This window comes from Pseudomonas sp. NFX71 (genome assembly GCF_048079215.1).
In the GTDB taxonomy this organism is placed as follows: domain Bacteria; phylum Pseudomonadota; class Gammaproteobacteria; order Pseudomonadales; family Pseudomonadaceae; genus Aquipseudomonas; species Aquipseudomonas fluorescens_B.
The window spans coordinates 6,376,968-6,392,834 of record NZ_CP182230.1; the positions used below are offsets into that span (position 1 = coordinate 6,376,968).

Annotated in this window: 17 protein-coding genes and 1 pseudogene; 14 read left to right on the top strand and 4 right to left on the bottom strand. The window is 59.0% G+C overall.

Translation table 11 applies throughout. The features are described from left to right. Nucleotides 1-26: 26 nt before the first annotated feature. Nucleotides 27-1,118 (bottom strand): chorismate synthase, encoded by a 1,092-nt coding sequence (gene aroC, locus ACM1ZW_RS29670; RefSeq protein WP_416739904.1) that lies wholly within the window; start codon nucleotides 1,116-1,118, stop codon nucleotides 27-29. A gap of 83 nt (nucleotides 1,119-1,201) precedes the next feature. On the opposite strand from aroC, the pseudogene ACM1ZW_RS29675 reads away from it, so the two are divergent. Together ACM1ZW_RS29675 and ACM1ZW_RS29680 are read left to right on the top strand one after the other, a co-directional pair. Next, a pseudogene (locus ACM1ZW_RS29675) lies at nucleotides 1,202-2,201 on the top strand (alpha/beta hydrolase). 98 nt (nucleotides 2,202-2,299) lie between these two features. Continuing rightward, nucleotides 2,300-3,091, top strand: a complete 792-nt coding sequence (locus ACM1ZW_RS29680) for a hypothetical protein (RefSeq protein ID WP_414884292.1) — start codon at nucleotides 2,300-2,302, stop codon at nucleotides 3,089-3,091. Nucleotides 3,092-3,201: 110 nt separating this feature from the next. Here the strand turns inward: ACM1ZW_RS29680 and prmB are convergent, their stop codons facing one another. After that, the gene (gene prmB / locus ACM1ZW_RS29685) at nucleotides 3,202-4,110 is read right to left on the bottom strand and encodes a 50S ribosomal protein L3 N(5)-glutamine methyltransferase (protein ID WP_017339761.1); all 909 of its coding nucleotides are present in this window, start codon (nucleotides 4,108-4,110) and stop codon (nucleotides 3,202-3,204) included. A gap of 239 nt (nucleotides 4,111-4,349) precedes the next feature. Here prmB and ACM1ZW_RS29690 point away from each other — a divergent pair, with 239 nt between their 5' ends. The 7 genes from ACM1ZW_RS29690 (at nucleotide 4,350) to ACM1ZW_RS29720 (ending at nucleotide 9,264) form a co-directional block, all read left to right on the top strand. Further along, nucleotides 4,350-4,940 (top strand): cysteine hydrolase family protein, encoded by a 591-nt coding sequence (locus tag ACM1ZW_RS29690; protein ID WP_017339762.1) that lies wholly within the window; start codon nucleotides 4,350-4,352, stop codon nucleotides 4,938-4,940. Nucleotides 4,941-5,071: 131 nt separating this feature from the next. Further along, nucleotides 5,072-5,392: a hypothetical protein gene (locus tag ACM1ZW_RS29695; protein ID WP_017339763.1), complete on the top strand. Its 321-nt coding sequence runs from the start codon at nucleotides 5,072-5,074 to the stop codon at nucleotides 5,390-5,392. 86 nt (nucleotides 5,393-5,478) lie between these two features. Next, on the top strand, nucleotides 5,479-6,036 hold the full coding sequence (locus tag ACM1ZW_RS29700) for a Smr/MutS family protein (protein WP_017339764.1): 558 nt from the start codon (nucleotides 5,479-5,481) through the stop codon (nucleotides 6,034-6,036). A 93-nt stretch (nucleotides 6,037-6,129) separates the two neighbouring features. Next, entirely contained in the window at nucleotides 6,130-6,864 is a 735-nt protein-coding gene (locus ACM1ZW_RS29705) for an XRE family transcriptional regulator (protein ID WP_017339765.1), read from the top strand. 308 nt (nucleotides 6,865-7,172) lie between these two features. Continuing rightward, on the top strand, nucleotides 7,173-7,847 hold the full coding sequence (locus ACM1ZW_RS29710) for a polysaccharide lyase family 7 protein (protein ID WP_084323848.1): 675 nt from the start codon (nucleotides 7,173-7,175) through the stop codon (nucleotides 7,845-7,847). A 399-nt stretch (nucleotides 7,848-8,246) separates the two neighbouring features. After that, a complete protein-coding gene (gene folE / locus ACM1ZW_RS29715) occupies nucleotides 8,247-8,792 on the top strand; it encodes a GTP cyclohydrolase I FolE (protein WP_010456659.1) in 546 nt (181 codons plus the stop codon). 100 nt (nucleotides 8,793-8,892) lie between these two features. Beyond that, nucleotides 8,893-9,264 (top strand): glutathione S-transferase N-terminal domain-containing protein, encoded by a 372-nt coding sequence (locus ACM1ZW_RS29720; RefSeq protein WP_017339767.1) that lies wholly within the window; start codon nucleotides 8,893-8,895, stop codon nucleotides 9,262-9,264. Between the two features lie 87 nt (nucleotides 9,265-9,351). Here ACM1ZW_RS29720 and ACM1ZW_RS29725 read toward each other — a convergent pair whose 3' ends face one another. After that, the gene (locus ACM1ZW_RS29725; RefSeq protein WP_416739905.1) at nucleotides 9,352-10,518 is read right to left on the bottom strand and encodes a PLP-dependent aminotransferase family protein; all 1,167 of its coding nucleotides are present in this window, start codon (nucleotides 10,516-10,518) and stop codon (nucleotides 9,352-9,354) included. A gap of 82 nt (nucleotides 10,519-10,600) precedes the next feature. Between ACM1ZW_RS29725 and ACM1ZW_RS29730 the strand changes: the two genes are divergently transcribed. From ACM1ZW_RS29730 to ACM1ZW_RS29740, 3 genes are all read left to right on the top strand, one after another. Beyond that, the gene (locus ACM1ZW_RS29730; protein ID WP_017339769.1) at nucleotides 10,601-11,047 is read left to right on the top strand and encodes a MarR family winged helix-turn-helix transcriptional regulator; all 447 of its coding nucleotides are present in this window, start codon (nucleotides 10,601-10,603) and stop codon (nucleotides 11,045-11,047) included. 296 nt (nucleotides 11,048-11,343) lie between these two features. Further along, a complete protein-coding gene (locus tag ACM1ZW_RS29735; RefSeq protein WP_416739906.1) occupies nucleotides 11,344-12,693 on the top strand; it encodes an NCS2 family permease in 1,350 nt (449 codons plus the stop codon). Between the two features lie 79 nt (nucleotides 12,694-12,772). Further along, a complete protein-coding gene (locus tag ACM1ZW_RS29740; RefSeq protein ID WP_017339771.1) occupies nucleotides 12,773-13,399 on the top strand; it encodes a LysE family translocator in 627 nt (208 codons plus the stop codon). Between the two features lie 194 nt (nucleotides 13,400-13,593). Here ACM1ZW_RS29740 and uraH read toward each other — a convergent pair whose 3' ends face one another. Further along, nucleotides 13,594-13,947, bottom strand: a complete 354-nt coding sequence (gene uraH / locus ACM1ZW_RS29745) for a hydroxyisourate hydrolase (protein WP_017339772.1) — start codon at nucleotides 13,945-13,947, stop codon at nucleotides 13,594-13,596. A 420-nt stretch (nucleotides 13,948-14,367) separates the two neighbouring features. On the opposite strand from uraH, the gene puuE reads away from it, so the two are divergent. Together puuE and uraD are read left to right on the top strand one after the other, a co-directional pair. Continuing rightward, entirely contained in the window at nucleotides 14,368-15,294 is a 927-nt protein-coding gene (gene puuE, locus ACM1ZW_RS29750; protein ID WP_017339773.1) for an allantoinase PuuE, read from the top strand. Beyond that, the gene (gene uraD / locus ACM1ZW_RS29755; RefSeq protein ID WP_017339774.1) at nucleotides 15,291-15,806 is read left to right on the top strand and encodes a 2-oxo-4-hydroxy-4-carboxy-5-ureidoimidazoline decarboxylase; all 516 of its coding nucleotides are present in this window, start codon (nucleotides 15,291-15,293) and stop codon (nucleotides 15,804-15,806) included. Before puuE ends, uraD begins: the two co-directional genes overlap by 4 nt. Nucleotides 15,807-15,867 lie beyond the last annotated feature (61 nt).

Sequence of the window (15,867 nt, forward strand, 5' to 3'; positions counted from 1 at the left end):
GACCGCAGCGACTGTGAGGTCAGCCATTAAAGCTGACCCAGCACCGGCGTGCTCACGCGCACATCGGCATTCTGCCCACGGTGACGCAACAGGTGATCCATCAGCACGATGGCCATCATCGCTTCGGCAATCGGTGTTGCGCGGATGCCGACGCATGGATCGTGGCGCCCCTTGGTGATGACGTCCACCGGGTTGCCATGAATGTCGATGGAACGGCCCGGCGTGGTGATGCTCGAGGTGGGCTTCAGCGCCAGGTGCGCGACGATCGGCTGACCGGACGAGATACCGCCCAAAATGCCGCCGGCATTGTTGCTGAGGAAACCTTCCGGGGTCATTTCATCGCGATGTTCGGTGCCACGCTGGGCAACGCTGGCGAAACCGGCGCCGATTTCCACGCCTTTGACCGCGTTGATGCTCATCAGCGCATGGGCCAGTTCGGCGTCCAGGCGGTCGAAGATCGGCTCGCCGAGGCCCGGCATCACGCCTTCGGCGACCACGGTGATCTTCGCACCGACCGAATCCTGGTCGCGGCGCAGCTGGTCCATATAGGCTTCCAGCTCCGGCACTTTGTCCGAGTCAGGGCAGAAAAACACGTTCTCTTCCACCGAGTCCCAAGTCTTGAACGGGATTTCGATCGGGCCGAGCTGGCTCATGTAGCCACGAATGACGATGCCCTGGGTGGCCAGGTATTTCTTGGCAACCGCGCCGGCCGCCACGCGCATGGCGGTTTCCCGCGCCGAGCTGCGACCGCCGCCGCGGTAATCGCGTTCGCCGTACTTGTGGTGATAGGTGTAGTCGGCGTGGGCCGGACGGAACAGATCCTTGATCGCCGAGTAGTCCTTGGACTTCTGGTCGGTGTTGCGGATCAACAGGCCGATCGAGCAACCGGTGGTGCGGCCTTCGAAAACGCCGGAGAGGATTTCGACTTCGTCCGCCTCCTGACGCTGGGTGGTGTGGCGGCTGGTGCCGGGCTTGCGGCGGTCGAGGTCGCGCTGCAAATCCTCCAGGGAAATCTCCAGACCCGGCGGGCAGCCGTCGACAATGGCGACCAACGCCGGACCATGGCTTTCGCCAGCGGTGGTGACAGTGAACAGCTTGCCGTAGGTATTGCCGGACATGCAGGACGCTCCGTGAAATGAACCTGAATACTTAATGCGCGCCAGTATACGCAGGCTACCCAAGTAGTTCATCCTCGAACCTTATGGGTGCTCGCGAGTCCAACCGGCACCTTTGTAAATGATGGCGTGATGATGCTGCGAGTTTTAGCCTTGAGCCTTACCTTGTTTACCGGCTTTGTACAGGCCACTGTCCTGCAACGGCCAATCACGCTGGATACCGGCACCGGGGAGCTTTTCGGCTCGCTGTTGCTGCCGAAATCCGACAACCCCGTGCCGGTTGTCCTGATCATTTCCGGCTCCGGTCCTACGGATCGTGACGGCAATAACCCCGACGGGGGGCGCAATGACAGCCTCAAGCGCCTCGCCTGGGTGCTGGCCAAACACAACATTGCCAGCGTGCGTTACGACAAGCGCGGCGTAGCGGCGAGCCTCGCGGCGACCCCGGACGAACGCAACCTGTCGGTGGAAGCCTATGTGGCCGACGCCGAAGCCTGGGGCCGGAAGCTCAAGACCGATCCGCGATTCGGCCAGTTGATCCTGCTGGGCCACAGCGAAGGCGCGTTGATCGCCAGCCTCGCCGCGCCGAGCGTCGATGCCGCGGCGGTGATTTCCATGTCCGGCAGTGCTCGCCCCATCGATCAAGTGCTGCGCCAACAGTTGAGCAATCGCCTGCCACCGCCGCTGATGCTGCGCAGCAATGAGTTGCTCGACAGCCTCAAGGCCGGGAAAACCGACGACAACGTGCCGCCGCAGTTGCAAGTGATTTTCCGCCCGAGTGTGCAGCCGTACCTGATTTCGCTGTTCCGCCAGGACCCGGCGGCGGCGTTTGCCAAACTGAAAATGCCGGCGCTGATCATCCAGGGCAGCAACGACATTCAGGTCGGTGTCGACGATGCCAGGTTGCTCAAGGCGGCGAAACCCGACGCCGAACTGGCACTGATCGACGGCATGAACCACGTCTTGCGCATCGTGCCCAACGACGTCAAACGGCAATTGGCCTCTTATAAAGATCCGCAATTGCCGCTGGCGGCCGAGCTCGGCACGCGAATCCTCGGCTTTATTGACGGACTTCGCTCCAGTTAAGCTCTTTTGCCCTCCAGTCCTGAAAAAAACGGCCGATAAGCCTTTGTCGCCAGCGCCAAGACTGGCGACAAGCTGAGCTTGGACAGGATCTCGCCGTTATGACTGATACCCCGACTTCACCCGACACCACCGCTGAAAAAGACGCACCGCCAGTGGTTGAGCTGCCGTGGGCGGACGTCCACGTCGAGCACCACAAGATGCTCCGCCTGGCGCCGTTGCAGACCGATCGCAATACCGGCGGGCGGCCATTGCGCTTTGTTGAATTCGGCTATGCCGAACGCAACGACAAGCAGCGCAGCCTGTTGCGCATGACCATTTCGCTGCCCGGCCAGCGGGTGCGCAAGGAACAGAATCACCTCGACGTGTGGGTCGATCACACCACCAAGCGCGTGCATTTCGGGCCGGACAGCGGTTTGCAGATCGAACCGATGAACCGTGGCATCGGGCGCTACATGGCGGCCCAGGGCATTACCTGGGCGAAAAAGCGCTGGCCTGGCTACACCGTCGACGGCACTGACCTGAACAACAAGGATGCGCTGAACGAAGACACGCGCCTGCGCCGCGATCGTTTTCTGAAAGCGCATGGTTTTGAGGTGGCGTATGCCGATGCCCAGCATTTGAAGGGCAGCGTCAAAGAAGTGCAGGTAGGCGACCTGCTGGCCGACTGGAACAGCGAGAAGCTGCAGCAGGTGGAAATTCTCGAAGCGGCGCAGATGCTCCAGCAGGCCGAGCAGAATCTGGCCGAGCAGGAAGTGAAGCTGAAGAAACACGAGGAAAAGGTCAGCAAGTACAAGCGTGAAGACGCGGGGCTGCGTTTCACCATTACGTGCCTGGTGGCGTTTGCGGTGTTTCAGGCGGGGTTGCTGATCTGGATTGCGACGCACCGTTGAAGGCGTGAGACCGTGGCGCGACCATTCGCGAGCAAGCCCGCTCTCACAGGGGATTTGTGAACAACGCAAATCCAGTGTGGGAGCGGGCTTGCTCGCGAAGCTTCAGACGATTAAACGCGGGAAGCGAACAACGCCTGATGATCGCGGCACTGCTGCGCCGTCAACATGAACACGCCATGACCGCCGCGCTCGAAATCGAGCCAGGCGAAGTCGACCTCCGGGTATAGCGCCTCGACGTGAACCTGGCTATTGCCCACTTCGACAATCAGCAAGCCCTTCTCGGTCAGGTGATCCGCCGCTTCGGCGAGCATGCGGCGCACCAGGTTCAAACCATCGTCGCCACAGGCCAGGCCCAGCTCGGGCTCGTGCTGATACTCCTGCGGCATGTCGGCGAAATCCTCGGCATCGACGTAAGGCGGATTCGACACGATCAAGTCAAAGCGCTGCCCCGGCAAACCGTCGAAACCATCGCCCTGAACCGTGTATACCCGCTCATCGGCGCCATGACGCTCGATGTTCTTGTTGGCCACTTCCAGCGCTTCGAACGACAGGTCGGCCAGCACCACTTCGGCGTTCTGGAACTCATAGGCACACGCGATACCGATGCAACCGGAGCCGGTGCACAGGTCGAGAATCCGCGCAGGTTCGGCGCCGAGCCACGGTTCGAAACGCTTTTCGATCAGCTCGCCAATCGGTGAACGCGGGACCAACACACGCTCGTCGACAATGAACGACATGCCGCAGAACCAGGCCTCGCCCAGCAGGTAAGCAGTCGGGATGCGTTCCTCGATACGGCGCTTGAGCATGCGCTGCAGTTTGACGATCTCGTCCTCTTCGAGGTTGCAGTCGAGGTAACTGTCAGCAATTTCCCACGGCAGGTGTAACGCGCCCAACACCAGTTGACGGGCTTCGTCCCAGGCGTTGTCGGTCCCATGGCCGAAAAACAGATCCTCCCCATGGAAGTGGCTGACGGCCCAACGGATATGGTCGCGCAGGGTACGAAGACGGGAAGTGATCACGGGGGCAAACTCCAGAAAAAACGACTGGCGATTCTACCAGCCAAAACGCGCCACGACGACGCAGGAAAAACATCGGCTCAGAGGCAGGACACTTCCATTTTTCGCGTTTGCTATTGAACAAAACGAGTATCTTGACAACGCTGCGGGCCAGCAACGACGGCCCCTGCGATGGAAGCGATTCACAGAAGCGCTCAGCCAGAGGACAATGTCGCAAAAGCCCCACCCGAAGGAGCCCCAGAATGTCCGTTCCACAAACGATGTTTCAACTCAGCGGCCGCGGTTACGCAGCAGCCAAACTGGGTCACGCGACCCTTGTCATCATCGATGCCCAGAAAGAATACCTCAGCGGCCCCCTGGCCCTGGTCGGCATGGATGCTGCCGTCGCGAACATCAAGCAACTGGTGAGCGCTGCCCGCGCAGCCGGCCGGCCCATCGTGCATGTACGCCACCTCGGCACCGTCGGCGGGTTGTTCGACCCGCAAGGCGAACGCGGTGAGTTCATCCCGGGCCTGGAACCACAGGCCGACGAAACCATCATCGGCAAACTGCTGCCGAGTGCGTTTCACGGCACCGAGCTGCTGGAGCGCTTGCAGAACCTGGGTTCGCTGGACCTGATCGTGTGTGGTTTCATGAGTCATTCCAGCGTCAGCACCACTGTGCGCGCCGCGAAAAACCTGGGCTTTCGTTGCACCTTGGTTGAAGACGCCTGCGCAACCCGCGATTTGCCTTACAAGGGCGGCGTGTTGAGCGCAGACCACGTTCAGCAGACCGAAATGGCGATCATGGCGGATAACTTCGCCACCCTTGCCCTGACCCAAGATCTGATCTGATCGACGCTTGATGAGCGGTTCATGCCGCCGCTCATCCGCAAAAGCCTCTCATTAGCTGTAAATGTCATAGCCTCAGGAACATCCCGGTCAACTCCCGGTCGAAGGGCCGATACCCATTGAGGAAGGTCGGAATGAAGTTATCCGATGGTTTTGACGCACGCCGCTTGCGGCCCAAAGGCCAAAGCAACTGGCGTTTTCGATTCGGCGCAGCCTTTGCTGCCTTGCTGGCGACCTGCGGTGTGTTGCTGGCGATGGCCGGCGCCGCCAGCCTGCTGGGGCGCCCGCCGGCACTCGGCGAACTGAACGCCAGCCCGTTGGGCTCGGCAATCATTCTGGCGGTCGGTCTGTTCCTGCTCTACCTGGGCGTCTGGCTGTGGCGGCGTTGCCGTCGCCGCGCGCGCCAGTCGCGAGAGCTGAACATGTCCCCGCATTTGATGAAAAAACACGACTGAATTGATGGCTCGGCCCGCTTCGGGCCCCAATTGTTATCGATCGTGTCTCGACTTGGGTAAACTGGCCGCCCTTCGCGGAGGCTGACATGCAAGACGACGATTTTTCCCTGTTCAAAAGCGCGATCCAAGGCGTCAAGCCGATCAAGCACGACCGCGCCGAAACCGGCAAACCCAAGGCTGACCGCGCGCAGATCGCCAAGCTGCGCCAGGCTGCCACCGTGCGCACAGACGCCACCACCGTTGACGGTCTGTCCGATCAGTTCGTGATCGACGTGGGCCCGGAAGACGAGCTGATGTGGGCGCGCGACGGCGTTCAGGAAAGCCAGATGCGCAAGCTCAAGATCGGGCAGATCCCGTTCGAAGGCAGCCTCGACCTGCACGGCATGAGTGTGGAGAAAGCCCGGGAAACCCTCTGGGCGTTCCTGGCCGAAGCGACCAAATTCGAAATCCGCTGCGTGCGCGTCACCCATGGCAAAGCCGTGCGCCTGGACGGCAAGCGGCCAATGATCAAAAGCCACGTCAACACCTGGCTGCGCCAGCATTCACAAGTGCTCGGCTTCACCTCGTGCCAGGCCAGACACGGCGGCGCCGGAGCGGTTTATGTGATGCTTAAACGAACGATGATGGAAGGTCGCGACGAGTAAAGTCGTTGCGCCACGCTGGCTTGGCTTACGCTGACCACTCAGTACAGGGATCCCGGCTTGCAATGATATGGGAGCTCCCGTAATACTTCGCAGATGGAATTCAAAGACAGACTCAAAACAGCCCGCCAACACGCCAGGCTCAATCAGACCGAGCTGGCCGAGCGCGCAGGGCTGACGCAAACCTCAATCTCCGACCTCGAGCGCGGAAAATCAAAGGCAACAGCCTTTGTTGCCCAGATCGCGTCAGTGTGTGGCGTTTCACCAATGTGGCTGGCTGAAGGTGTCGGTGACATGCTTAAAGGCGTGTCCGATGCCGCTCCGTTGAATCGCCCCCCTCCAGGCATTTCGATGTCAGACATCGAGCCTTGGGACGACAACACCCCCCTGGATGACGATGAGGTGTATGTCCCCTTCCTGCGTGAAGTCGAGCTGGCGGCTGGTTCAGGCCGTTTCGTGATCGCAGAGAACGACAGCACCAGGCTGCGCTTCTTCAAGAAAGACCTGCGTCACAATAACGTGCAGTTCGACAACGCCAAGTGCGTGGTGGTGAGCGGGAACAGCATGCTCCCGGTTCTGCGCGACGGCGCCACCGTTGGCATGAACATCGGTAAGAACTCATTGGGCGACATCGTCGACGGCGACATGTATGCGATCAACCACAACGGCCAACTGCGCGTGAAACAAGTCTACCGACTGCCCACCGGCATCCGCCTGCGCAGCTTCAACCGTGACGAGCATCCGGACGAGGACTACACCTTCGCCGAGATCCAGGAACAGCAGATTGCGATCCTGGGCCATGTCTTTTGGTGGGCAATGTATTCGCGGTGAACCGGATTGCGGTGATGCGTGACGTTCAGTGCCATCACACTCAACACGGCAAATCGACGCCAACAAGTAGCCCGCCAAGTGCGGGCTTTTTTTGCACCTGAAATATAGGCACGGAATAAAATAAGGGAATACCCGTTTACTTGGAATATGGGAAAGCCTATATTTGTTTTCATGCCAACGGGAAATCGATCGGAGGCTGCCAACTATCACTTCTGCCCATTCACTGAGTGGGCAGTGGGATGTAGGCCTGCATCAAACACAAGGCTCACCAGAGCCAAAAGCGACATCAATGGACTGAGGCAAAAACCATGACTGTAGACATCAGCAACTTCACCATCGCTACCCCGCTGCCAATCTCCGACACCAACCCGATTGCACTTGAGCTCATCGGCTGGCGCGCGCTGATCGAATGCCCCGACGTCATCTCGATGCTTGATGATGGTTCGCTGCAGATGACGGCGCCGACACTTGGAGCCTCGAGCAAGAGCACGCATCGAACTCGCTGTGAGTGGAAGGAGCCAGGTTACTGGCTGTTCTCCAGCGCGGCGGACCACTGGAACCGCCAGGAAATGCGACTGACCAAAGTCAACTCGCTGCAGAAAGTCGTGATTGGCCAGATTCATGTGAAGGGTTCAGAACGACCTCCGGTAAAGGTGTTCTGGAACAAAGGAAAAATCACCATGGGTTTCCGATCAAGCTACCTCCAGGACGATCCGGTCAACTCGACGGTGTTGGAGAACGTACCGCTCGGCGCACTTTTCAAAATCAACATTCACGCCAACTCGAGTGGCGCCGTTTCTGTATCGGCTAGCTGTAACGGGGTCAAATCCACGTCCGCGATCATGCGTCTGGACAACACCTGGGACACGAAAACTCTCGCCTTTCACGGCGGCGTGTATAACCAGATCGATTACTCCGACACCACTGACCCGCTAGACGGTTCTGTCTGCATCATCAGCGACCTGTCGATCACCCACGCCTGATACCACCTGCTCGGCCAGATGAGCAAAACAAGGTTCAGGGAATCATCACTGCTGCAGCCTGGCGACAGGTTGTAGCGGGATGCGGATAAAATCCGACAGGCCCGCGTGACCGGCCAAAACACCTACGGACCGCAATGACCGATTTTGGGCTTCGCGCCCGCTGGCAATACAACTGCCGTCACACATACGCTACCATGTGCCCCATGTCGGGGATGAACCCTGCGTTTATTGCCACTCAACTCGGTCTTGGCGTTCAGATATTGCTATCGACCTGCCCCCGATGGAGCAACTCCAGCAGCGATTGGAGTGAACCCGGGAAGCCTGAAAAGAGCTTGATTGGCACACAATTGGTACAGACAGAAACAGTACCCCTCTGAAACCCTTATGGAATCAGCCTCTGTGACACTGGAACAGAATTACACCGCGATTCTCGGCCAATTGGGCGAGGACGTCTCCCGCGAGGGCCTGCTCGACACGCCCAAGCGTGCCGCCAAAGCCATGCAGTACCTCTGCCGCGGCTATGAACAGACACTCGAAGAAGTCACCAACGGTGCCTTGTTCAGCTCTGACAACAGCGAAATGGTGCTGGTGAAAGACATCGAGCTGTACTCGTTGTGCGAACACCACCTGCTGCCGTTCATCGGCAAGGCCCACGTTGCCTACATCCCGAGCGGCAAGGTGCTGGGGCTGTCGAAAGTCGCGCGGATCGTCGATATGTACGCCCGCCGTCTGCAGATCCAGGAAAACCTCAGCCGCCAGATCGCCGATGCGGTCCAGCAAGTCACCGGCGCCCTGGGCGTTGCGGTGGTGATCGAGGCCAAGCACATGTGCATGATGATGCGCGGTGTGGAGAAGCAGAATTCGTCGATGATCACTTCGGTGATGTTGGGTGAGTTCCGCGAAAACGCGGCTACCCGCAGCGAGTTTCTCAGCCTGATCAAATAATTGGCAACACAAGGAAAACCGGCATTCATCGCCGGTTTTTTTTCGTCTGTGAAAAATCAGGTAAGCTGCGCGCCTTCTTTCGCCCCGTGAGGCTTATACCGTGTTCGTAAAAGCGCTTCGTGTCGGCCTTGGCCAACTGATCATCTTCATCGATTTCATCACCCGCCCCGGCAAGAAGCAGCGCCCCGCTGCTGCTCAGGCCCAGATCGAAACGGCCGCCAAAAGCCTGACCCTGTATCAGTTCCACGCCTGTCCGTTCTGCGTGAAAACCCGCCGCACCTTGCGTCGCTTGAACGTGCCAGTGGCGCTGCGTGATGCGAAGAACAACGAGCAGGATCGCCAGGCCCTGCTGGAACAGGGTGGCAAGATCAAGGTGCCGTGCCTGCGCATTGAAGAGAATGGCCAGACCACCTGGATGTATGAATCCAAGGTGATCATTGATTATCTGGATAAGCGGTTTGCGGCAGCCTGAGGTTTTGGCGGTGTCCTTATGGACGCCACAAAATCCAGACAAATATAAACCGGCCCAATGGCCGGTTTATTTGTTTCTACCCTCCCCTCAAGCTGCGTTCGCCGCCTGCGCCTGACGCACCACCGCCGCCAATCGCTGCAGCCCTTCATCCAGCCGCGCCGGATCGATATGGCTGAAGTTCAGCCGTAGATGCCCCGGATGGTTATCCGGCTCGGGAAAAAACGGCTCACCCGGCATGAACGCCACATCCGCGACCAACGCTGCCTTGAGCAACGTCCGCGTATCCAGCGGTTGCTTCAATGTCAGCCAGAAAAACAGCCCGCCCTGCGGCACGTCCCAATCGGCCAGATCAGAGAAATGGGTTTCCAGCGCCGACTGAAACGCGTCCCGCCGAACCCGGTAGAAGTCCCGCAACTCACTCAGGTGCTGCTGGAATTTCTCTGTACCGATCCATTGCAGCGCTTGCCACTGGCCAACGCGATTGGTGTGCAAATCGGCGGATTGCTTGAGCTTCAGCAGGTGCGGAAACAGGTCAGGACTGGCAATCAGGTAACCGACGCGCAACCCCGGCAACAGGGTTTTCGACACGGTGCCGGTGTAGATCCAGCTGGTCTTTTTCAAACGACTGACGATCGGCGTGGCACTGCCGCCGTCGAATGTCAGCTCGCGGTACGGCTCGTCTTCGATCAGGGTGACACCGAACTCATCCAGCAAGGCTGCCACGGCGTCGCGCTTGGCTTCGCTGTAGCGCACCGCCGATGGGTTCTGAAAGGTCGGGATCAAGTAGATGAACGCAGGGTGGTGCTTTTCCAGGCGCGCGCGCAGTTCCACCAGATTCGGACCATCGGCCTCCAATGGCACGGTGATGCAGTCGGCACCGAACAGTTGGAAGATCTGCAACGCGGCCAGGTATGTCGGCGCTTCAAGCAGGATCTCGGTGCCTTTGTCGATGTAGAGCTTGGCCGCCAGATCGAGGGTCTGCTGGGAACCGCTGACCACCAGCACCTGGCTGGCCTCACACGGCACGCCCAATGCTCGCGCCTGCGCCGCCAACGCTTCACGCAGCGCTGGCTCGCCTTCGCTCATGCCGTATTGGCCCATGGACAGCGGCATGTCGGCCCATTCGACGGCTGGCAACATGGCTTCGGCCGGCAGGCCGCCGGCGAACGACATCACTTCCGGCCGTTGGGCTGCGGCAAGGATTTCACGGATCAGAGAACTTTTAAGGCGCGAGACACGTTCGGAAAAAGCCATGGGGGTCACCGGTAGCGAGGCCAGAGGAAAATAAGTCAAACTGGTTGACCGAAATTACGATAACCCGAACGGATACGTCAACATGCTTGACCTTAAAAATCCAATCTCCCAACAGCAGGCCATGGAAGCGTTTTTCTTCGGCTACCAGGCGTTTACCGCCAAGGCCGACGAAATGCTCGAGCGTCGCGGCTTGAGCCGGGTGCATCAACGCATCGTGTTTTTCATCGCCCGCTACCCGAACCTGAGCGTCAAGGAATTGCTGGCGTTGTTGGGTGTGAGCAAGCAGGCGTTGAACATTCCGTTGCGGCAGTTGGTGGAAATGCATCTGGTGGACAGCGTTGCGTCCGAGACCGACAAGCGTAAACGGTTGCTGCAACTGACCGGGGATGGCGCACGGTTTGAGCAGTCGTTGAGGCGCGAGCAAGTGAAATTGCTGGAGCGGGTGTTCGCCGAGGCTGGGGAGGTGGCGGTGAATGGGTGGTTGGCGGTGAATCTGGCTCTTGGGAAAAGTCAGGCTGTTGTTGATTGACTGTTCTGCCCCCATCGCCAGCAGGCTGCTCCCACAGTGATCTGTGGTTTACACAGAACCTGTGGGAGCCAGCCTGCTGGCGATGAGGCCCTCGAAGCCCATATATCCCTATCAGCGAACTTTTCGTCTACAAAATCAAAAACATTATTTGCATTATTTGTATACAAAAGCATAATCCACTGCGTGCGAGTTCCTGACCAACAGGTCAACAAATTCGCGAATGCCTCAAAGGGCCGCTGCCACCCTCATGGGTCCGGCCCTGGAAATAACAATAAAACTCTTGAGGAGTACTCGCTGTGGAAAGCCGCAAATCCGAAGCCCCGACGCTCGAACTCTCGCCGCCATTACGCAATGGCTGGCTGGAGCGCATCTTCAAACTCAGCTTGCACGGCACCACGGTGAAGACCGAGCTGATTGCCGGTCTGACAACCTTTATCACCATGGCTTACATCATCTTCGTCAACCCCAACATCATGGCTGACGCCGGGATCGATCACGGCGCCGCGTTCGTAGCCACCTGTATCGCCGCCGCGCTGGGCTGCCTGCTGATGGGCCTGTACGCCAACTGGCCGGTCGGCCTGGCGCCGGGGATGGGCTTGAACGCCTTCTTCACCTACACCGTGGTCGGCACCATGGGCTACAACTGGGAGACCGCCCTTGGCGCGGTGTTTGTTTCCGGGGTGTTGTTCATGATCCTGACCTTTTCCAAGATCCGTGAATGGCTGCTCAACAGCATTCCGGTGAGCCTGCGCTTTGCGATGGGCGCGGGGGTCGGTTTATTTCTCGGGCTGATCGGCTTGAAAACCGCCGGTATCGTCGTCGATAGCCCGGCCACCCTGATCAAGCTTGGCTCGTTGCGCGAACCTGGACCGCTGCTGGCCGCCATCTGCTTCCTGATGATCGCCGTGCTCAGCTACCACAAGGTGTTCGGTGCGATCCTCATCAGCATCATCACCGTGACGCTGGCCGGTTGGGGCCTGGGCCTGGTGCATTACGAAGGGATCATGTCGGCACCGCCGAGCCTGGCACCGACCTGGATGGCCATGAACGTCGCCGGCGTGTTCAACGTCAGCATGATCAGCGTGGTGCTGGCCTTCCTCTTCGTGCACATGTTCGACACCGCCGGCACCCTGATGGGCGTCGCCCAGCGCGCCAACCTGGTGAATGCGGACGGCCGGATTGAAAACCTTTCCCGTGCCATGAAAGCCGATAGCGCCTCCAGCGTATTCGGGGCGGTAGTGGGTGTTCCTCCGGTAACAAGCTATGTGGAAAGTGCCGCGGGCGTCGCCGCGGGTGGTCGGACTGGTCTTACCGCAGTGACCGTAGGTGTGCTATTTATTGCAGCCATGTTTTTCGCCCCGCTGGCTGGCATGATCCCTGCCTATGCCACCGCCGGCGCGCTGATTTATGTAGCAATGCTGATGATGGGTGGCATGGCGCACATTGAATGGGACGAAGCGACCGACAGCATTCCGGCGATCGTCACCGCGATCATGATGCCGCTGACCTTCTCGGTCGCCGACGGAATTGCGCTGGGCTTCATCACCTATGTGGCGCTGAAGGCCGGCACCGGCAAGTACAAGGACATTTCCGTCAGTCTGTGGGTGCTTTGCGCGATCTTCATTGCCAAGTTCATTTTCTTGTAAGCCGTACACGATTCAAAAACAGTGGTTCAAAACAGCCTCACCCCGTCGGGTGAGGCTTTTGTGCAAATGGAGGAAAGTGATGAGTCTGGAAACCTGGCTGCTGTTCAGCGGCGCTGCGCTGGTGGTGATCCTGATCCCGGGGCCCCTGTCTTTGCTGATGATCAGCAACAGTCTGAATTACGGCTTGCGTCGTTCTTACCCGGCGTTTCTGGGTGGCGTGTTTGCTTCGATCTGTTTGCTCAGTGCGTCGGCACTAGGGTTGGGTGCGTTGTTGCTGGCGTCGGAACAGCTGTTCAGCGCGCTGAAAATCGTCGGTGCGTTGTACCTGTTCTACCTCGCCTGGCAGAGCTGGCAGCAGTCGCGCCTGCCATCGGTCGGCGCTGAAGTGCCTCAGGCTGCGCCGGTTCCACGCTTCCGTGCCCTGTTCGGGCGCGCGTTCATGTTGGGTGCCAGTAATCCGAAAGACATTCTGTTCTTTGCCGCTTTCCTGCCGCAGTTCTTGAGCGCCGAGCAACCGTTCCTTCCGCAGTTGCTGGTAATGATCGCGACCTGGACCGTGCTGGATCTGCTGTGCAAATTGGCTTACGGGCTCGGTGCGCATGGTGCGGCGCGGTATCTGCGCAGTGGCAAGGGGCAGAGCTGGTTCAACCGGGTGAGTGCGGGGTTGTTCAGTGGTGCAGGGGCTGCGTCGCTGTTGAGCCGTTAAAGACCAAAAGCTCGCAGCCTCCTTGCACTCGACAGCTCCTACAAGAGGAATGCGTTTCCATGTAGGAGCTGTCGAGTGCAAGGAGGCTGCGAGATTTTTTCTACAGGCAAAAAAAAGCCCGCAGTGTGAGCGGGCGAAAGACCAAAGAAGCTATATGCGCAGTCGCTTCTCGGAGGAGACAGCTGCTTGGGGGATCAGCTGCCGCGGTACGTGGAATAGCTGTAGGGCGAAATCAGCAGCGGCACGTGATAGTGATCCTGCTCCGCAGAGATGCCGAAACGCAGCACCACCACATCCAGGAACGCAGGCGTAGGCAACTGAACGCCACGGGCGCGGTAGTAATCGCCCGCATGAAACTGAACCTGATAGACCCCGGTGCGGTAGTCATCGCCCTGCAGTAACGGAGCATCGACACGGCCGTCGCTGTTGGTGATCGCGCTGGCGACCAATTCCAGTTGCGAGCCCTCAACGCGGTACAGCTCGACCTTGATCGAGCTGCCCGGGCAACCGTGTGCAGCGTCCAAAACGTGTGTAGTCAAACGTCCCATTGATTCTGCGCGCCTGCCTGCGTGGAGCAGTCAGACCTCGCGCCTCCTGAAGTCAGTTGAAAAGGAGACCGCACCGATTCGGAGCACGAAAAGCTGCGGCGAGCGACTGATTAAGACACTTTTCATAAAAATTGTACACAATAAAAACGACATTTTTCGCCTGACTACCGCCATTCCGGATTTGCCAGCGAATCCGCGGGTAAACCATGCGACCCGAGGACCTTCCATCCATTAGCTGACCAATCAGGCAGGTTTCTTGCAATAACCTGTGAAGATGACAGTTGATGAAAAATGCGAAAATTCAGGCTTACAAAGTGGATATAAAGTTGTATACAATCAGTCCATCGCTGTGACGCCAGCCTGACTTCCCACTTGCAGGCACGCCACACAAACTGTCAACGAACAAGAAGGAAGACTGCAGTGAGCGCTGACTACCCACGCGACCTGATCGGTTACGGCAGTAACCCTCCTCACCCACACTGGCCGGGCAATGCCCGCATCGCCCTGTCCTTCGTCCTGAATTACGAAGAAGGCGGCGAGCGCAACATCCTGCACGGCGATAAAGAATCCGAAGCCTTCCTGTCGGAGATGGTCTCGGCGCAGCCGCTGCAAGGCGAGCGCAACATGAGCATGGAATCCCTTTACGAGTATGGCAGCCGTGCCGGCGTGTGGCGGGTTCTGAAACTGTTCAAGGAATTCGACATTCCGCTGACCATCTTCGCCGTGGCCATGGCCGCCCAGCGTCACCCGGACGTGATCCGTGCGATGGTCGATGCCGGCCATGAAATCTGCAGCCACGGTTACCGCTGGATCGACTACCAGTACATGGACGAAGCGCAGGAACGCGAGCACATGCTCGAAGCGATCCGCGTCCTCACCGAAATCACCGGCGAACGCCCACTGGGCTGGTACACCGGTCGCACCGGCCCGAACACCCGTCGCCTGGTGATGGAAGAAGGCGGTTTCCTCTACGACAGCGACACCTACGACGATGACCTGCCCTACTGGGAACCGAACAACCCGACCGGCAAGCCGCACCTGGTGATCCCCTACACCCTGGACACCAACGACATGCGCTTCACCCAGGTCCAGGGGTTCAACAAGGGCGACGATTTCTTCGAATACCTGAAAGACGCGTTCGACGTGCTGTACGCCGAAGGCGCCGAAGCGCCGAAAATGCTCTCGATCGGTCTGCACTGCCGCCTGATCGGCCGTCCAGCCCGACTGGCCTCGCTCAAGCGCTTTATCGAATACGCTAAAAGTCATGAACAGGTGTGGTTCAGCCGCCGCGTCGACATCGCTCGCCACTGGCACGAAACCCACCCGTACCAAGGGGCTGCAAAATGAGCCAGTTCCAGACACTGAAACCCTCGACCCTGAGCCGCGACGCATTCGTCGCCGCTTTCGCCGACATCTACGAACATTCGCCATGGGTGGCCGAGAAGGCCTTCGACCTGGGCCAGGACGCCTCGATCGATGAGATCGAAACCCTGCACCAGCGCATGAGCGACATCCTGTTGAGCGCCGATCAGCAAAGCCAACTGGCCCTGATCAACGCTCACCCGGACCTGGCCGGCAAAGCTGCCGTTCAGGGCCAACTCACCGAAGCCAGCACCAATGAACAGGCTGGCGCCGGTATTCACCAATGCACGGCCGAAGAGTTCCAGCGCTTCACCGAGCTGAACGACGCCTACAAGGCCAAGTTCAAGTTTCCCTTCATCATGGCGGTAAAAGGCAGCAACCGGCATCAGATCCTCGCGGCGTTCGAAACGCGCATTCACAACTCGGCAGATACCGAATTCAAATGCGCGCTGGCGGAGATCAACAAGATCGCCCTGTTCCGATTACTGACCCTATAGCGACCTTGGCCCGAGCGACACTGAACGCATACATCGCCCAGGGCCCTGAGAGCATCCCAAG

Coding starts and splice junctions, on each gene's coding strand:
- aroC (WP_416739904.1), bottom strand. CDS start 1,118: ATGTCCGGCAATACCTACGGCAAGCTGTTCACTGTCACCACCGCTGGC.
- ACM1ZW_RS29680 (WP_414884292.1), top strand. CDS start 2,300: ATGACTGATACCCCGACTTCACCCGACACCACCGCTGAAAAAGACGCA.
- ACM1ZW_RS29690 (WP_017339762.1), top strand. CDS start 4,350: ATGTCCGTTCCACAAACGATGTTTCAACTCAGCGGCCGCGGTTACGCA.
- ACM1ZW_RS29695 (WP_017339763.1), top strand. CDS start 5,072: ATGAAGTTATCCGATGGTTTTGACGCACGCCGCTTGCGGCCCAAAGGC.
- ACM1ZW_RS29700 (WP_017339764.1), top strand. CDS start 5,479: ATGCAAGACGACGATTTTTCCCTGTTCAAAAGCGCGATCCAAGGCGTC.
- ACM1ZW_RS29705 (WP_017339765.1), top strand. CDS start 6,130: ATGGAATTCAAAGACAGACTCAAAACAGCCCGCCAACACGCCAGGCTC.
- ACM1ZW_RS29710 (WP_084323848.1), top strand. CDS start 7,173: ATGACTGTAGACATCAGCAACTTCACCATCGCTACCCCGCTGCCAATC.
- ACM1ZW_RS29725 (WP_416739905.1), bottom strand. CDS start 10,518: ATGGCTTTTTCCGAACGTGTCTCGCGCCTTAAAAGTTCTCTGATCCGT.
- ACM1ZW_RS29730 (WP_017339769.1), top strand. CDS start 10,601: ATGCTTGACCTTAAAAATCCAATCTCCCAACAGCAGGCCATGGAAGCG.
- ACM1ZW_RS29740 (WP_017339771.1), top strand. CDS start 12,773: ATGAGTCTGGAAACCTGGCTGCTGTTCAGCGGCGCTGCGCTGGTGGTG.
- uraH (WP_017339772.1), bottom strand. CDS start 13,947: ATGGGACGTTTGACTACACACGTTTTGGACGCTGCACACGGTTGCCCG.
- uraD (WP_017339774.1), top strand. CDS start 15,291: ATGAGCCAGTTCCAGACACTGAAACCCTCGACCCTGAGCCGCGACGCA.